Here is an 18,277-nt window from a genome sequence, read left to right as displayed (position 1 = left end):
GTTAGGGCAGTTTGCCCTATACCATAAGCATGAAGAACGAAATTGACAAGGAACTTTTAATCCGCTATATCAATGACCGCTGCAGCGCTGAGGATCTGCTCCGGGTGCAGCAGTTTCTTCAGGATCCAGCGTGGCAACAAGCATTGGAAGCGTTGCTGGAGGCCGACTTTTCTGCGATGGAGCAGGTATCGTCCGATGAAAAAAAACTGGAAGAATGGAACCAGGAGTTCCGTGATAAATATTTTAAAAAGCCGGTAGTTAAATTCTGGCAGACACCATGGATCGGTTATGCTGCAGCCTGTGTGCTGGTGTTGGGGATTGTCGGATATTTTTTCAGCAAACCAGGAGCAGAACATGTGGCCCCCATTGCCATGATAGAAAAGGCGAATCCAAGAGGTGTCCGTTCCAGGATCACCTTGCCGGACAGCTCGATGGTTTACCTTGGCGCGGGTAGCAGCATCAGGTTCCCTGAGCAATTTGCGGCACAAGAACGAACATTAACCCTGATCGGGGAAGCATTTTTTGAAATTACAAAAGATGCAAAACGACCTTTTGTGATTCATACGGGTAAAATACAAACCAGGGTTTTAGGTACTTCATTCAAAATCACCGCATTTAAGGACAATCCGCTGACTGTGGAAGTGGCGACCGGGAAAGTTCAGGTTTCCAGACTGGAAGATACAAAAATAAGGTCTGAACTCGCAGTGCTGACTCCGGGAGAGGGAATCAGCTGGGAGGAAAAGACGGGAAAGGCATCAGCAACAGCTCCCGATATCTCCTCGGTTAAAGGCTGGGCAACAGGAGAGATTTCCTTCAGAAACCGTTCGCTTGCGCAAATTGCCGACGAGCTGGGCAACTGGTATGGTGTAGATATTCGTTTTGAAAAATCAGCACCTGTTCACAAACGTTTCTCCTTAAATGTAGACGGTACTGCAGCCCTGACAGATGCGCTGGATATCATCTGTAATACCGCTCAGCTGAAATACCATTTTAAGGGAAAGCAGAAAATCATGATTTCCGGCAGCAAATAAGACAAAAACAGAAAGGAGAAAAATGGACAATTAATCTTTACTAAAAACAAAAAATCCGTCCCCGGAAATCCGGAAACGGAAGATGTGATCACATGCAGTATCAAGTTTACCAAGACGCTGTACTGCAGGTGAAATGCTCCGGGCCAGGCCCGGATACAATTAAAGTGCTTTTATCAAACAACATTAACATTCAAAAATATGCATAATGTAGGAAAACTACGCCCAACAATTCCATTTATCATGAAATTATCCCTGATGTTTGTCACCCTCCAGCTCAGCTTTATCGGGGTTTTGGTTGCCGGTAATGTACGGGGCCAAAACCTCGACAAGCTGAAGATCGGGATTAAACTGAATAACGCTTCTATAGAAGAAGGACTGATCACGCTTTCGCAAAAAAGTGGTATCAGGATATCCTATGAGGATGAATTACTTCAAAAGGAAAGTAAAAAGATCACTTTAAACAGCAATGACATTACCGCAGGCGCTGTACTGCGTAGTATTCTTGAGAAAACAAATCTCAAATACCGGCTTTTTAAGAATTACATCATTATTGATGCCAGGCCTGTTCCGCAACAGCCGGGGCGGATTACCGGAAAGATTACGGACAACAGGGGCGAGGTGATGCCGAGTACCACTGTGAAGATTATAGAGACCGGACAGGCAGTGCAAAGTACGGTAGATGGTAGATATAGCATCAGCCTGAAGCCGGGTACTTATACATTGGAGGTCAGTTATATCTCTTATTTGAAACAGCGGATTACCGATATTGTGGTTCGCGAAGGGGAAATTACGGCGCTGGATATTTCCATGAAACCTGATGCCAAAGGTTTATCGGAGGTAGTCATCACTTCCAGCTATAAAAAAGCATCGGCAGCGGGGTTATATGCATTACAAAAGAATACCTCCAACTTCTCAGACGGGATCTCCTCAGAGCAGATCAGCGCCACACCGGACAAGCATGTGGGGGAAACGCTGAAACGGATTACCGGGGTATCTACCAATGAAAATAAAAAGGTAGTGATCCGTGGCATTGCAGAGCGTTACAATGTATCACTGCTAAACGGAAGTACCTTGCCCAGCACAGATGTACAGGAGCGTGATTTTGAGTTTAACCTGATTCCTACAAATCTGGTTGAAAACATCGTGGTGGCCAAGTCCATCACCGCAGATATGCCTTATGGATTTGCAGGAGGTCTGGTTCAAATCACCACGAAATCTGTACCGGAAAGCAATTTCCTTTCCCTGAGTGCAGGAAGTTCTTTTAACAGCCGGACTACGGGGAAAGATTTTTTGAGTTATGGCCGCGGCAAATATGATTATCTGGGTTTTGACGACGGTGGAAGGTCCCATTTTCCGGATGGCCTGCTAAATCTGGTTGGAAAGTTCAATCCCGCTCAGGACGACAGTAAGAATGAAATCAAGGCTGCACAGGTGGCTGAACAAAACAAACGTATCGGCGGTACAGAACGTTTGGGCGCACGTACTTTCCAATCTATGCCTTCGCAAAATTATCTGTTAAGTTTAGGAAGGTCTTATGCATTGAGCAGTAACAAAGAGCGTAAGCTTGGATTTGTGGGCTCGCTGAGTTACCGGAATACGCAAACCAATGATTACGTGTCTACCATGCGTCGTGGAGACTGGACGCAGGCACCTACGCGGGGAGACGATCCCACCGACATCAATACTGGAAATATATATGGGTTTAATACCACCTTGGGTTTAATGTTGAACGGAGGTTTTAAAACGGAAAAGCACCAGATCAACACTTACAACTTATACACCCGGATTTTTGACAACCGGTTTAGCCGTTATACGGGCTGGGACCATAACAATCCAAAGAATGAGGACAACAGGAAATTTCCGGACATAGAGGAAGATGACCGGCCGAAATTCACAGACCTGCTACAGAATAAGGTCAGCGGTGTTCATCGCCTGCAGCCCTTCAAGATAGAATGGAGCCTGGCCAGGACATCTTTGAAAGCCCTGGAGCAGGATGCCATATCTGCTTCATTGGGAGGTGCAGAAATCGGAAACGGTGTGCTGTATAGCTACACACCTGGTAGTACAACTGATCCTGGTGCTGGTACCCTGTTCCGTGGTGAATACATTTACAAGGAACGAAATTTTGATGCGACCCTGAGTGCTGCTTACGATTTTAAGCTGGGCAGGACTCAGCACATCTTTAAGGCTGGCGGAAACTATCTGAAAAAACATGCCTACTATGACTGGGAAATCCTGCCCATCGTAAAATCGGCGAGTTCTACAGTTCCAACGGAGCTGATTTCCATTCAGGACTGGGGCAAATATATGGGCATGGAAAATGCCGGCAACAACCTGTTTTATTTTAAGCAGGACTATGGCTCGAATAAATTCGAGGCGAAAAGTGTAAACAGTGGTGCATTTGCCATGTTAGACCATAAATTGCTACCCAACCTGCGGGTGGTATGGGGAGTCAGAGCTGAATATTTCAAGCTGGATACCCTGGTGAATTCTGCCAGTTTGCTAAAGGACTTAAACAGCAAAATATTTTTTGAGGAAAAGAAAGACTGGTATTTTCTGCCTTCAGCCAACCTTACTTATTCCCCTTTAAAGGACCTGAACCTACGTGCATCTTATGCCAAAGCTGCGGTCAGGCCGGGGTTGATGGAAAGTTCGAGGTTCTCCCGTTTCAACCCGAACTACGGTTCAGATGTGAGAAGCTCCGGAGTGAGCAGTACCCTGATTGATAATTACGATGCCAAGATCGAGTTGTTTCCCGGAGCAGGAGAGTTGTTGTCGGTAGCCTATTTCTATAAGTATTTTGATAAACCAGCGGAATATTACAGGATCGACAGGGAAAATAATGGAAGAGGTTACATCACCGTTTCCAATTCCGACTGGGCGAAAGTAAGGGGCTGGGAATTTGAACTGCGTAAAAATCTGGGGTTTCTATACCAGGGGCTTCCTTTTCTTAAAGACATTTACCTGAGTGGTAACCTGACGCTGCAGAAATCGGAGGTCAGGGCAAGGGACGTACAGTACGAAAAGACGGCTAATGGAGTGGATACAATGTATTATAAATACATGAAATATCCGCGTGCTTTGTATGGACAGGTTCCACTGCTGTACAATGCGGGGATCCAATATGTGGGCAAAAAGCTGGGCTTAAACCTTACCTATAACCATGCCGGGTACAAGACATTCATTACCGGAATTGAACCTGGCCTGGTGGAGTATGAAAGACCGCGTTCACAAATGGATGCGCAGATCAGCTATAAATTCCTGAAGGGAAAAATGGAAACCAAGCTCAACATGAGTAACCTGCTCGATGCCCCTTTCCGTTATTTTATCAATGACCAGAGTACCTATGAACAAAAGCCGGGTACAGAACATTTGATGGATTTGGAATGGAACGACAAGTACAAATATAAATTCGGTTTCTCAGAGAAATTTGAAGAAGGCTATGTAGATCCGGTAACGAACCGGCAAGTTGGCGACCGCCAAACTTCTACCCGCTATGTTGGCCGTACGTTCAGTCTCTCTTTTTCTTATAACTTCTAATTTAAACAGATCATGATTAAGACATTTAAAATAATTTACCTGGCAGCGCTCGTATTCCTGTTTAGTGCATGTGAAAAGGACGGAATCCCGGTATTTCCGGAAATAAAAGCAATTAACAAAGAATTCAGTATCAAAGGATTTGTGCTGGGCGATACCGTTGAACAGTATTTTGATGGGGTTAAATTGCGGGAATATTACGGACGGGTGCGGGTTACCGGTACACAAACCCAGCTTGCTTTTACCAGGGATGAGATCAATATGGAGCTGAAAAGGAAAAGTACAGGAGAGACGATTTATCAGCAAAAATTCAAGATCAACGACAAGCAAAATATTGTTCCCGCTTTCTATTTCGACGGACTGAAATTCAGTAAGGGGTATACCTATCCGGAACCCCAGGGAGATGAGTATACTGCGAATTTTTATTTGGAACCCACAGGCGGTGCTACGCCGGCCAATATCAACATTGAGGTGCTGGAGTACTATTATGATGATACCAGGCCCGACCCGCTCATCGTCGTAAATACCACTATTATTCCAATAGCGGAAAATGTTCAACCCGGAAAATGGACGCCTTACCTGAAAGTTCAGGTACCAATGGTCAACCCGCAGCAAAGTGGCACTGAATTATATCCGATTGTAGTGATCAGGGATGCAAAGACCAAGGATTATTACATCAATAAGAAAAGAGACGATAGTATCATTAACCTGGAAATCCCCTACGATGGAGTCTCGCCAGGCAAAGTTCAGAGTTTCTATTTTAACCGGAAAGCAGCGGGCGGTGGACAGACTTATGGAGAGTTTTATGACCTTGTTCAGTTGTTTCCCCGCTAATTGTATAAGAACTGATTTGAATATCCCAATTAAATCAGGTCAGAGATAGTTTAGGGTTTCTAATTTATCAAGATCCTCAACAGCCTTTCAGTTAATGCTGAAAGGCTGTTTTATTTTCCGGAATTTTGAAGCAGGGATGGATAAAAAAACAGGCTTGCTTCTTATGAGAAATATTTTTAAAATAACAGGTATTGCATTAATGATTTGCGGATGGTTTTGTTTAGGAATCGGCTTTACCATAAAGATGCCTCATCCAATTAATACAACGATATTTGTTGGCGGACTAATTTTGGGAGTCATTGGCGTGATTACTCTGGGTATTGTCATTCTAAGAGGTAAATAGTTGGGGCAGGTTAATAAAAGTATTGGTGGTAAGTTAGTTAAAAAAGTATAATCAAATTTTCAGATATGAAAATGATATTGAATTGATGTAAATGTTAACTGTTGTTAAAATATTGAAGTTGATCTGTTAAAACAATAGATTAGTGGGAAATAAAATAATATGACCCGAATTTTTACTTTCATTTTAGTCTCGTTCAGTATCGCTCTTGCTCAGGCGCAAAGCACACTTCCTGCAAGTCAGAAGCCCGACGAATTTAACCTGGGTTTTGAACTTACGGAGAATGGTAACCTGCCTTATTTCTGGCTGGGACACCAACAAAGGAAAGGGTATAAGATCGTCACAGATACCGCGGAAAAACATAGCGGAAAGCGTTCCTTACTAATCGAAAAAACAGATGCACTGGATCCTTCATCTATGGGGCAATCACTGGGAACAATCCCTGCAAAATATGAGGGTAAGGAAATGGAGATCAAAGCCTTTATGAAGTTTGAATCGGTTTCTGGTTTTGCATCCCTGGGAGTAGCGGTTGATGATGCGGATTATGACAGGATAAAGTATGCCGGACTGGATTCCAGAAAGCTTAAAGGAACTGCAGACTGGAAAGAATATAGTGTTAAAATCCCTTTGCCAAAAGATGGACAGTATATTAGAATATGGCCTGGACTGGCTGGTACAGGTAAATTATGGGTAGACGATGTCCGGATTCTTATCGATGGAAAGGACATCAGTCAGGCTAAATTAAAGCCTGATTTTAATGCTGTTCCCAAAGCGTATGTTCCATACGGAAATAACCCGGCTGCGGGAGCCTATGTTAAGGTGAATGATGCGAATATTTATTACGAAACTTATGGACAAGGAGCACCGTTGTTGTTGCTGCATGGAAACAGTCAGTCTATCTATGCCCTAAAGAAACAGATCCTGGAGTTTTCTAAATATTATAAAGTTATTGCAGTAGATACCCGTGGCCAGGGTAAAAGTACAGATCTGAGTACTGATCCTCTTAACTACGATTTGTTTGCGGAAGATATGAAAACACTTCTTGACTCGCTGTACATTCCAAAAGCCAGTATCTATGGTTGGAGTGATGGAGGGAATACGGGATTAATCATGGCCTATAAATACCCCTCATATGTGAACAAGCTGGCGGTGATGGGAGCTGTGATGTTTGCAACAGAAGAAGCGATACCAAGAAGTATCCTGACTGAAGTTAAGAAGTCTATCCACGGTCTGGAAGCAAAATCAGATGTTCAGTCAAAAAAACAGGCCAGATTGTTTAGCATGCTCCTGAATGAACCTCATATCACTGTTGAAAATCTAAAGCAGATCAAGGCCCCGGTATTGGTGATGGCGGGAGAAAAGGATATGGTACTGGAAAAACATACCAAATATATTGCAGCAAATATTCCTTCTTCTCAATTGGTCATCTTTAAGGGAGCAACGCACTACGCTCCGGTGGAGATCGTTGCTGAATTTAACAGCCGGCTAAAGGTATTTTTGGAATAAGCTTTATCCCTTAATAATTTCTATTCAAGGTCATCTCATCGAAATGATCAGGGATTTGGAGTCTCATGCAAATAGTTGAAATGGATTACCTGGCAGAAAGAGCAGTTTTTTATGAGCATTTGAATACAAGATGTTTTTTTAGAATTAGTTGCCCCATTATAGGTAAAGAATAAGATGATTTTCTTTTATTTGCTTTCAGATCATATGAAAAGAAAAATTATTTGCCCGATTCTTATATTGCTGGGTTTGCAAAGCTGCCAAAACAGTAATCATCAGGAGAAAAACGCTGTTGCAGTGGAAGTGCCTTCAACTCCTGTACTCAGTTATTATGTGACGAACAATTTCCCTCATGATACCACTTTATTCATCGAAGGATTTTTATTTCATCAGGGAAAACTTTTTGAAAGCACAGGTTCCCCGCTTGATATGACAAGCACGCGTTCCTTAATTGGCATTCAGGATTTGAAAACCGGTAAGCTTGATGTCAAGGTAGAGCTGGACCGATCAAAATACTTTGGAGAGGGCATAGTGATCCTGAAAAATAAGCTTTACCAGCTTACTTATAAAAATCAGCTGGGATTCGTCTATGATGCGACAACCTTTAAAAAGCTCAAAGAATTTAAATATGCCAATGCAGAAGGCTGGGGACTAACAACGGATAGCATTTCCCTGATCATGAGTGATGGTACGGATCAATTAACTTTTCTTGATCCCGAAAAATTGTCGCCGGTGAAGACCATTTCTGTGACAGAAAACGGGCAGCCTTTAGCTAAACTGAATGAACTGGAGTTTATTAAAGGGTTTATCTACGCCAATGTCTGGGGAACCAATGACATCGTTAAAATTGATCCGGCTACGGCTAAAGTGGTAGGTAAACTGGATTTTAATGCTTTGGCAGTTAAGGAGAAAAACAACAATCCAGGCGCATTAGAAATGAATGGAATTGCTTACGACCCTGCTTCTGATAAAATATATATTACCGGGAAGCTATGGGCCAATATTTACCAGATTGAACTGAATAAGTAACCAAATATCATATGAAATTCTATACCCCGCTGTTTGCCGTTCTGATGCTGTTGGTAATTTCAGGACTGAGCGCTTTTAAGTCAACAGATCCTGCTGAAACCAGGGACCTTAAAAAGTTTTACGATCGGTACAAAGTGAATGGTTCTTTTATCCTTTACGATCAGAAGAACAATAAGTATCTCTATTACAATAAGGAACAGTCAAAGATGCCTTTTACACCAGCTTCCACTTTTAAAATTTGTAACTCACTGATTTCATTGGAGACAGGAGCGGTAGCAGGTGAAAATGTGGTGTTTAAATGGGATGGGAAGGCACGGCCAATGCCTGCCTGGAATGCCGATACGGATATGAAGGCTGCCTTCAAAAATTCCACCGTGTGGTTTTATCAGGAGCTGGCGAGAAAGGTCGGTGAGAAAAAAATGAAATTCTGGCTGGAGAAGCTGAATTACGGTAATGCGGATATCTCAGGAGGAATAGATGGCTTTTGGCTCCGTGGCGGATTGAGGGTAACGCCGGAGGGGCAGATTGATTTTTTAAGGAGACTGCAGGGCGATAAACTTCCTGTCTCGCAACGTACTATAGATCTGGTAAAAAAGATAATGATTGTTAAAGATAGTGCCGGTGTAGTGATCAGGGCAAAAACAGGTTCAGGAAAACAGGGGCAGCAAACGATTGGATGGTATGTGGGGTATGTGACGACTAAAGACAATGTGTATTATTTCTCTAACTGCATGCAGACTGAAAACCGTGGTGCCGATTTTGCCGATGCACGTCTGAATATCGTCTATGATATTCTTGATGAACTGAATATTCTGAAGAAATAAATAGAAAAAGCGCTTAATTAAGCGCTTTTTCTATTTGAAGGGAAAAGTTTGAGTTTCTGTTGCGTTCATCAAACTCAAGGGCATATTGCTGCGCCTCTGTGTAATAATAGTCGTATAGATCCTTTACTGTATAGGTGTTTGATGTGGTATATAGCGGATGCTCATGCGGTAATTCTATATTGACCTCTTTCTCCTGATCTTCCTGTTTTAAGGCTTCTGCCATATTTAGAGAGAAGAAGAAACGGCGGCTTGTTTTTGTAGAGTCGGCCCATGGAAGGTATTTCCCGATATATTGCCAGCCTTTATCTTTATCGGTATGAAACAGATAAACGATCAGCGCACCAATAGAAGTGATCAGGGAGCTGTCGTCTTCCACTTCCTGCAATCCTTCTTCCGCCTGATGGAACAATTCTGCTGCCTTTTCCAGTTCATTGTTTCTGATGGCCATGTAGCATAGCTGACAGAAAGTGATCACCGGTACATGGGCACAGGTAAACTGTTTTTGAAGTAGGGGAAGGGCTTTGGTATAAGCCTTGCTAAATTCACCTTCATTGATGAGATAGGTTACTTCTGTATCCATTTCACAAGCGTTGCAATCGCTCAATTCATCCCTGGGTACCGCATTAACGAGGTCAAGAAAGATGGTGCTTTTAGCAGCATCCTGCTGATACAAGGCTTCGTTCAGTTGTTTGGAATAGTAAGAACGAATGCCCAGACCTTTTTCTTCCAGCCTGCGCTTATAATCCTCAAGAACGAGCTCGATTTGTTCCAATGGAACATCAGGATTGGAATACAATTCATTGATAATCCATTTGTATTTCCAAAGCAGGTCTTCTATCTCGTAGTTTTCAGGATCGGCATCATATGCATTTAACATCCAGCTGAAAATGCTTACAAACTCCGTTCTGTCGGATAGCCCCCATTCTTTATCCATTAAATCCGACCGCAGTTCGTAGCCCAACTCTACATCTTCGTTCGCATCTGCAATCTGGATCGCCTGAACCAGTAGTTTTCCTGCATCCTTTGGATGGATGTTTTCCTGGTTTGCACGGTTTAATAATTTCTGTACTTCTAATGTATACCTCATGGTGTAATTAAATATTAATAAAATGCTCCATTCCCATAATGATCAGGCTATGGAGTGCCTCGTTAAATAAATTCATTTCTGTATCACTTACAGGATACTTTCCCAGGAGCAGGGATTGCACGTATAAAATGTGAACAATGGAAGGAAAAACATAAGGGTCTTTAATTCCAATCATACTTTTAACCAGTTTATTGTCTGCATTGAAACACAGCACCGGTTGTACCGCTTTCTTTTTGGGTGCAAAGGCACTCAGCGTGGCTGTGAGCGGATTGCTCGGGGACACCGGTTGTTTTGCATTGATTTCGTCCTGTGGGGCAACATATATTGCAGGGGTATCTTCAGGGCTAAATATCTTCAGGCTACAGCTGCAGTTTAATTTTTTTAATACTTCAGCAGCGCGGATTTCAAAATCAGCCAGTGCAGGGTCCAGGGAAGTGTCAACGGCATGAAAGCTATTCAATAAGCTGCCCGGAGAGATTTGTTCGATCTTGAGACTGCTGTCCAGACGTTGAATTTTTTTCAGCAGCTCCTCTTCAAAAGTGTAAGCGGCATTGATGATCAGGGTTCCCTGAGCACCGGCAATCCGGCGGACCTGTTTGAAATCGTCAATATTTGGGGTGTAGAAAATGGTATGCTCCAATTCTCTGATGTTTCTAAAGCTCCGGATTCCTTTGTTCGTCTCAAATGGAAGGTCATCGATAAACACCTGTAAAAGCTCGTTGTCTTCCGCTGCAATTGCTTTCAGGTGGAGGTAGTGGGTACTGATCAGCTTCTGATAAATGTTATGGTCAATCAGGCCGATAGATTTAAGGTAGTCCTTAATGATGTTTCCGATTTCTTTTTTCGCTCCTTTTAAAGCGTCATTGTAAACCAGTGCCTCTCTGGAAGCGATGGCATCCAATCCATCTGCATTGAGGATACAACGGATAAAAAACGCCCATTTCGGAAGTAAGCGGCAATCATCATCGCTCAGAAACATCCTTTTTAAAAACAATTTATGGGTTTGTTTTCCGCTAAATTGTGTTTTATAAGGCAGGATATAGGCAACGCCTTTAACTTCGCCATCGGAAGTTGAAATTGGAAAGGCATCTAAAAACCCGGTATTAAAGGCTTTCCTGCCAATGGCCAGCAGCGCTTCCTTAGTCGTCGATGATTCCAGCCAAAGTGCACCGGCTTCATTTATCCAATGAACAGTTTCTTCGTAATGGAGGTAGATCGGCATAGGCAATGCCTCTCCGTAATACTCGAGGTTCTTGCGGAACACGTCGGCCTTGAACAGGTATTTAAACTCTTCTTTAGGATAAAGGATCACCTTTGATCCGATGGGGCGTTCCTCTTCGATGGGGCTGATGTGGTAAGTGCCGTCAGATTTTCCGGTCCATCTTACGGCAGTCTCACTAAGCGCTGATCTGGATTCCACAATGATCTCATTGCTCACCACAAAACAGGAAAGCAGGCCAATGCCAAATTTGCCGATATAATCTTTCGCTTCAAAGGCCTCGCGTTTGGAGCTCTCGCCGATAACGGCCAGAAATTTATGAATCTCATTTTCTTTAAGTCCGATGCCATTGTCTTCGAAGATCAGTTCGGCCCGCTTGCTGTCCGGCAGGTGAATTCTGATGCAGCCTTCATGGTGTTCATCCATCGTTCTTAAAGCGGTGATCGCATCGACACCATTCTGAAGAAGCTCTCTTACAAACGTGTTCGGATTGCTATACAAATGTTCGGATAACAGGGAGATCATCCCTTTTAGGTTTACCTGAAACAAGTATTGCTGATTTTCATCCATGTTATTTTCCTTTTTTTCTACCTGTTAATTTCATTGCTCTTTCATGGCCATTGTCTGCCGCTTTTTCAAACCAGTACATGGCGGTATCTTCACTCTCCTCTACACCATCTCCCATAAGGTAGCAATTGCCAAGGTCAAATTGTGCAGTAGCATGTTCCTCCGCAGCAGCTTTATTGAGCCATTCAATGCCTTGTTCCTTGTTCATCGTTACGCCTTTACCGTTCAGCAATAAGGAGCCTGCATAGTATTGTGCGGATGTATTATCACTCTGTGCTGCTTCATTGAACCAACGGAAAGCTTCTTCATGGTTTTCTTTTACACCAATGCCATTCAGGTAACAACGTCCGGTATGGTACATCGCAACAACATAATTGTTGTTTGCAGCCATCTCATAATATTTAAATGCTTCCGAATTATTGACCTCTATGCCAATTCCGTATTCATAACATAGACCCAGGCCCTCATGAACAGTTTCTCCCTCCAGTGCTTTCTGATAATAACCAAAAGCTTTATCAGCCTGATCGATCTGATCGTAATCATACATATAATAATCGCCGATTTCAAGCATGGCATGAGGATATCCTGCTTCAGTAGCTTTTTCAAGCCATTGAAGGGCTTTCTCTGTGTCCTTTTCTATTAAACCGTGCATGTAATAATAGCCTAGTTTGTAGGCACCATAATAATAGCCCAGATCTGCCGCCTGCTGCATGTAGTCGAAAGCTTTCTGTGCATCAAAAGCAACCGCATATTCATGTTCATAACATAAACCCAGCTCTACCATTGCTTTTGCATTGCCGCCTTCAGCTGCCAGCAGGTAATACTCCAGTGCTTTATCGGGGTTTTCTGCTATTCCTGTTCCAAAACGGTAGCAGCGGCCAACTTCAAACTGGCAGTTGGGATAATTCAGCTCCGCAGCTCTCAGGTAATAAGAAAAAGCGGTTTCCGGATCAGGCTTCTGGTTGTGGTAACCATTCTCGAGGTAAGTTCCTGCGGTGTGAATGGCAAAAGGATAGTCCAAATCGGCGGCCTGATTAAACAGGTCAAATGCTTTTTGGTAATTCTCTTCAATGGTACCATCCTCATACATGAAGCCGAGTTCAGTCATGGAATAGGGAGAATTCAGGGCTACTCCTTTTTCAAAGTATTCCTGTGCTTTTTTTTGATCCGGTTCTGTGGAGATGCCATAACGGTAGAAACGGGCGGCATTATTTATTGCGGTAGGAAAATTCAATGCTGCCGCCTGTTCATAGTGAGCCAGGGCTGCGGCCAGGTCTGGAGTATCGGTTACCACAATACCAGTCTCATAAAGATACCCTAGTCTGTTTAAAGCATAAGGCAGTTTCTTTTCTGCCGCTTTTTTTAACAGTTCTGCCGCTTCCTGTTCATTCTTTTCCGCAAGTGCACCTTCGATCAGGATTTCGGCCTTTTCGATCATGGCATCTAAAGATCCGTTTCTGATGGCTTCATCCAGGTAATAAATGCCTTTTTGGGCATCAAGAACTGATGGGGCATATAGGTAAAGCAATGCCAGGCGATAAGCCGAAAAATTACTATGGTATAAATTTCCAAGTTCAAACCAATAAATCGCCTGCCCTACCGCATCAGGATCTTCCTCTCCGGGAAGGGAATGGTAACCTAAGTGGTTGGCTGCTTCTATTGTTCCACGCTCAAACGCTCCTTTCCACAATTCAAAAGCGGCTTCTTTTGCCGCAGGCTCCTCAGATTGAGAAAAAATAATGGTCCCGAGTCTGAACATTGCAAAATCAGCTTCATCGGTGTCAACAAGCTGCTGGTAGAGGGTCTTTGCTGCTTCTATCTGCTCTGTATGGTCTAAATAATTTCCTTCAAACAGCAATACATTTTTCTTCAATAAAGGATCGTTGGTTTCTTTCAGCTCCGTAATTAACGCCGGAATGCCATCCATCTCACCTTTGTTTATGGAAATATAACCCCGGTATAGTTTATTCCATATTGCTTCTGAACTGTTCAGCAGGCGAAGTCCGGTCTCTTCATCTTTTTCTAAAATGACACCGTAATAAAGGAGGTAACCTTTTACTGCTACTGCAAGTTCCACCTTATTTTCAATTGCCTTATCTAAATAGAAAGCTATCTTTTCTGCATCTCTACGTGTGCCTCTTGCTTCGCGGTATTGAAAAGCAATTTGTGAATAAGCAATGGGAAAATGAGTTGCCACCTGTTCAAGGACGCTGATTACGGTGTCCAGATGAAAATTATAATCGGCTTCGTCCAGATAGACACTCGCTTTGAAATCAAGGCCGCCCATAAAAAGCATTTCATAAAGCGTAAACACCTGCTGGCTGTTTGCGGGAAGAAGCCCTGTGGCATGCTCCAGAACAGCAAATGCCTGGTGCCAGACTTCCGGTTTTTTTAGGTCATTTTTTGTATATTTTTGCAGGTTCTGAAGTATCGGGAGATCGCTATGCTGTGCGTTTTGCTGGAAAGTAGTGTAAGTGGTTTTAAGGCTCATTATCTTATATGGTTATTATGAAAACAATATTTATACCGGATCGCTTTTTTTGTTAAACAACGCTGGTTAATTTGAATAAATTATTTCACATTGGAAAATAAAAATTCTTTATTCCTTTTTTTGATTGCAGCTCCTTCACAGAGCAACAATTAGTCCAGTTGAGAGCAATCCTAAAGCCTGTTCAGTGTTTTTAGTAAAAACACCAGGTAATTGTGGAAAATAAATCTTCATGAAGCAACCTAAGCCATTCTGATCGAGTAGGGTAAGCAATTGAATAACAAAAGTCAGGACTGGTAAAAAAAAACGTGAATATGACGGTTGTTGTTGTACTGACTACAGGTGTATTTGTATTGCAGACCGGACATAAGTTCGCTAAAATGTGCCTTCATTTCTATAAAATCGCCTGTTTTACTAATTTTCTTAAAAAAACAATAAGTACTTGTGTATTAGTTACACTATGCTTATATTGTATATCAGATAAGTTACAAATAACCAAAATTATAAACCTTAATCCCCATGCCTATGTAACGTAAGCCTAACTAACCGAAACTATTAACTATCCTAACCAAATATCTTATGTTTAAAATCATCCCAAATCTCAGAAGGAGGTCTCTCCTTTTGCTGGCCTGTCTATTCCTATATTTTGGAGTCAGTGCCCAGGTCAAAATCTCTGGTAAAGTAACCAGCAGTGACGACAAACTACCCATTATCGGTGCTTCAGTAAAAGTCAAGAACACGAAGGTTGGCACGCTAACCGACCCTAACGGCGTTTTTGCCATCATCGCAAAATCCGGCGATGTGCTTTCCATTTCCTTTGTAGGCTATGGAACACGGGAAATTACAGTTGGAACACAGAGCAGCATTGATGTGGTGCTTCAGCCTGATGCCAACAGTTTAAGTGAAATTGTGGTGACCGGTTATACCAGTCAGCGGAAAAAAGACCTCACCGGTTCCGTTGCAGTTGTTAACATCACCCAGCTCAAGTCGCAACCCGCGGCAAGTGCGGTAGAAGCACTTCAGGGAAAAGCCCCGGGGGTGCAGATCGTAAATGATGGTGCTCCGGGATCTACTCCCCAAATCCGGGTCCGGGGGGTAACGACCATCAATAATAATGATCCTTTATATGTGATCGATGGAGTACCCTATGAAGGAAAGCTCAGTTGGTTCAATCAAAACGATATTGAGAGCATGCAGGTGTTAAAAGATGCTTCTTCTGCTTCTATTTACGGGGCCAGAGCCAATAACGGGGTGGTGATCATTACGACAAAAAAGGGGACCCTTGGTGCGCCAAAGGTGACGTTTGATACCTATTATGGTACCCAGCGGCCAAGGAAGGGTACTTTCCCAAAAATGCTAAATCCGCTGCAGTATGCCGAATACCTCTTCTCTGCTTACAGAAATGCAAATGAAGCTCCCGCCACAGGCGATAATTATGGAAACGGACCTACGCCAACACTTCCGGAATACCTCGTGGCAGGAAAGATCGCCGGACAGAAAATTACTGCCGCAGATGCAGATCCTTCAAAATATAATTATAGCCGTGACCCGGCCACATTCTATCAGATTACAAAGGCCAACCAGGAGGGAACCAACTGGTTTGATGAAATTACAAAAAATGCCCCCGTACAAAATTATCAGCTAGCGGCTTCAGGTGGCGGTGAAAATGCCACCTATAGCTTTGCCCTCGGACATTTGAATCAAAAAGGTACGATTGACTACACAGGCTTTAAACGATATAACGTCAGGGCAAACACCACTTTTTCTGCCCTGAATAAAAAACTTCGTTTCGGAGAAAATATACAGTACAGTTATTCCGAAGGCTTTGGTTTTGGGGTTAATCCAAACGTTTCAGGGGAGTACCAGGATGAAGGGAGCGCCATTAGCTGGGCTTACCGCATGAACACGATTATTCCTGTTTATGACATCAAAGGTAATTTTGCAGGTAGCCGGGGAAGTCAGCTGGGAAATTCGGAAAATCCCCTGGCCTTTCTCTTCCGGGCGAAGGATAACCTGAATAAAAGCAATTTCTTCTTTGGGAATGTTTTCAGTGAGCTTGATATTGTTGATGGTCTTACCGCCAGAACAAGCTTTGGAATGCGCTATGAAAATTTTAATGGATTGAGCATGCGTTATCCGAATCTGGAGTTTTCTGAAGGTAACAATTCAAATAACCTGAATGAATATCAGGGATACAATACGGAGTGGACCTGGACAAATACGCTGACCTATGCCAAGGTCTTTGCCGACAAACACCGCTTAAACCTCCTGGCTGGTACCGAGGCGATCCGCTCTAATACACGCCGCTTAGATGCAGGAAGAAATGAGTTCTTTCTTTTGGGCGATCCCGATTACTATTACCTTGGGGGAGGTTCTAAAAATATCAGCAACATGAGTATCGGAACGCTTGGTTCATTGTTCTCCCTGTTTGGCCGTGCTGATTATTCTTATAATGATCGCTATCTGGCCAGTGTAACCGTTCGTCGTGACGGCTCTTCTAACTTCGGACCGGAGAATAAATACGGTTATTTCCCTGCTGCAAGTGTGGCCTGGAGACTTTCCGAAGAAAGCTTTATTAAGGATAATGCCAAATGGATTGATGATGTTAAACTGCGCGTAGGCTATGGTGAAACTGGAAATCAAAGGATCCCAGGCTTTCAATACGCCAACAGGTTCCAGTCTTCCATCATCAATTCTGCCTATAGCTTTGATGGAAATAACAATGTTACGCCCGGAGTATGGCAAAATAACTATGCAAACCCTGCCATTAAATGGGAGTCTTTAAGTTCCATCAATGTGGGGATTGATTTTACCCTTTTCAAATCAACAATTGACGGCTCATTCGACTGGTACAATAAAAAGACGAGTGATATGCTTTACCCGATTCCCTTACCTGCAACAGGAGTAGGGCTGGGTGCCCCGCCTTTTGTGAACGTGGGCGATATGAGCAATAAAGGGGTTGAGCTGACACTGGCTTATCATTATGGAAAGAATGACGATAAACCATTCAAATTTGATGTAGGCGTTAACTTCTCTAAAAATGTGAACAAGATTGTTAAGCTGGCCCCGGGAATTACAAAACAGCCTTATGGTACCTTCCGGACTTTACAAACGAGTATCCTGCAGGAGGGCCAACCTTTCGGTTCCTTCTATGGTTACGACATCCTGGGGATTTACCAGAATGCGGCAGAGATTGCCGGAAGTGCTTCTTATACCGGAGCGCGCGTTGGCGGCTTTAAATTCAGAGATGTTAACGGCGACAATAAAATAGATCCGGGAGATCGCACGATTATCGGAAATCCAAATCCTGATTTTTTATATTCCCTGAATTTCAATGCTTCTTATAAGAATTTTGATATTTCCATGTTTTTCAATGGGGTCCAGGGCATCGATTTGTATGAGGCAACACGGTATTTTACAGATTTTTCTACTTTTAACGGAGCCAAAAGTACCCGGCTTCTGAATGCCTGGAGTCCAACAAATACAGGCAGTAAAATTCCTTCGGCAAATATCCGGGCTTCGGATCTGGAGTATGCATCTTCCAGTTATTATGTTCAGGACGGAAGCTTTTTACGCATGAAAAACTTACAGATTGGTTATTCACTGCCCACAGAAAAGGTCTTCGGACCTAAATGGGGAGTGAGTAAACTGAGGATTTATGCGAGTGCTACCAATATTTTTACACTAACCAACTATACAGGACTGGATCCTGAAGTGAGCCAGGAAACGGAAACGTTTTCTGCCCTTGGTGTAGATCGTGGTATTTACCCAAGTCCGCGTCAGTTTCTATTGGGATTAAGTGTAGGTTTTTAACGATT

At 43.0% G+C, this 18,277-nt stretch carries 11 protein-coding genes; 8 read left to right on the top strand and 3 right to left on the bottom strand.

Going from position 1 to position 18,277, the window contains the following annotated elements; translation table 11 throughout:
- Positions 1-29: 29 nt before the first annotated feature.
- From DBR43_RS32300 to blaOXA, 7 genes are all read left to right on the top strand, one after another.
- A complete protein-coding gene (locus DBR43_RS32300; RefSeq protein WP_124587488.1) occupies positions 30-1,031 on the top strand; it encodes a FecR family protein in 1,002 nt (333 codons plus the stop codon).
- Between the two features lie 240 nt (positions 1,032-1,271).
- Positions 1,272-4,571: a TonB-dependent receptor gene (locus DBR43_RS32295; protein WP_158622654.1), complete on the top strand. Its 3,300-nt coding sequence runs from the start codon at positions 1,272-1,274 to the stop codon at positions 4,569-4,571.
- 12 nt (positions 4,572-4,583) lie between these two features.
- Entirely contained in the window at positions 4,584-5,402 is an 819-nt protein-coding gene (locus DBR43_RS32290) for a hypothetical protein (protein ID WP_124587486.1), read from the top strand.
- A 94-nt stretch (positions 5,403-5,496) separates the two neighbouring features.
- On the top strand, positions 5,497-5,745 hold the full coding sequence (locus DBR43_RS32285; protein ID WP_124587485.1) for a hypothetical protein: 249 nt from the start codon (positions 5,497-5,499) through the stop codon (positions 5,743-5,745).
- Positions 5,746-5,904: 159 nt separating this feature from the next.
- The gene (locus DBR43_RS32280; protein ID WP_124587484.1) at positions 5,905-7,248 is read left to right on the top strand and encodes an alpha/beta fold hydrolase; all 1,344 of its coding nucleotides are present in this window, start codon (positions 5,905-5,907) and stop codon (positions 7,246-7,248) included.
- A gap of 204 nt (positions 7,249-7,452) precedes the next feature.
- The gene (locus DBR43_RS32275) at positions 7,453-8,274 is read left to right on the top strand and encodes a glutaminyl-peptide cyclotransferase (RefSeq protein ID WP_158622653.1); all 822 of its coding nucleotides are present in this window, start codon (positions 7,453-7,455) and stop codon (positions 8,272-8,274) included.
- An 11-nt stretch (positions 8,275-8,285) separates the two neighbouring features.
- A complete protein-coding gene (gene blaOXA, locus DBR43_RS32270; RefSeq protein WP_124587482.1) occupies positions 8,286-9,098 on the top strand; it encodes a class D beta-lactamase in 813 nt (270 codons plus the stop codon).
- A gap of 13 nt (positions 9,099-9,111) precedes the next feature.
- Here blaOXA and DBR43_RS32265 read toward each other — a convergent pair whose 3' ends face one another.
- From DBR43_RS32265 to DBR43_RS32255, 3 genes are read right to left on the bottom strand one after another with little or no spacing between them, the layout of a single operon-like run.
- Positions 9,112-10,185 (bottom strand): hypothetical protein, encoded by a 1,074-nt coding sequence (locus DBR43_RS32265; protein WP_124587481.1) that lies wholly within the window; start codon positions 10,183-10,185, stop codon positions 9,112-9,114.
- Between the two features lie 7 nt (positions 10,186-10,192).
- Entirely contained in the window at positions 10,193-11,974 is a 1,782-nt protein-coding gene (locus DBR43_RS32260; protein ID WP_124587480.1) for an HSP90 family protein, read from the bottom strand.
- Between the two features lies 1 nt (position 11,975).
- Complete coding sequence (locus DBR43_RS32255; protein WP_124587479.1) at positions 11,976-14,462, bottom strand: tetratricopeptide repeat protein; 2,487 nt, start codon at positions 14,460-14,462, stop codon at positions 11,976-11,978.
- Between the two features lie 576 nt (positions 14,463-15,038).
- Here DBR43_RS32255 and DBR43_RS32250 point away from each other — a divergent pair.
- Positions 15,039-18,272, top strand: coding sequence for a SusC/RagA family TonB-linked outer membrane protein (locus DBR43_RS32250; protein WP_124587478.1), 3,234 nt, complete (start codon positions 15,039-15,041; stop codon positions 18,270-18,272).
- The last annotated feature ends 5 nt before the right edge of the window (positions 18,273-18,277 follow it).

Source organism: Pedobacter sp. KBW06 (assembly GCF_003852525.1).
In the GTDB taxonomy this organism is placed as follows: domain Bacteria; phylum Bacteroidota; class Bacteroidia; order Sphingobacteriales; family Sphingobacteriaceae; genus Pedobacter.
The sequence above is the reverse complement of the archived record's forward strand: the minus strand, read 5'-3'. Positions and strand labels throughout refer to the sequence as shown.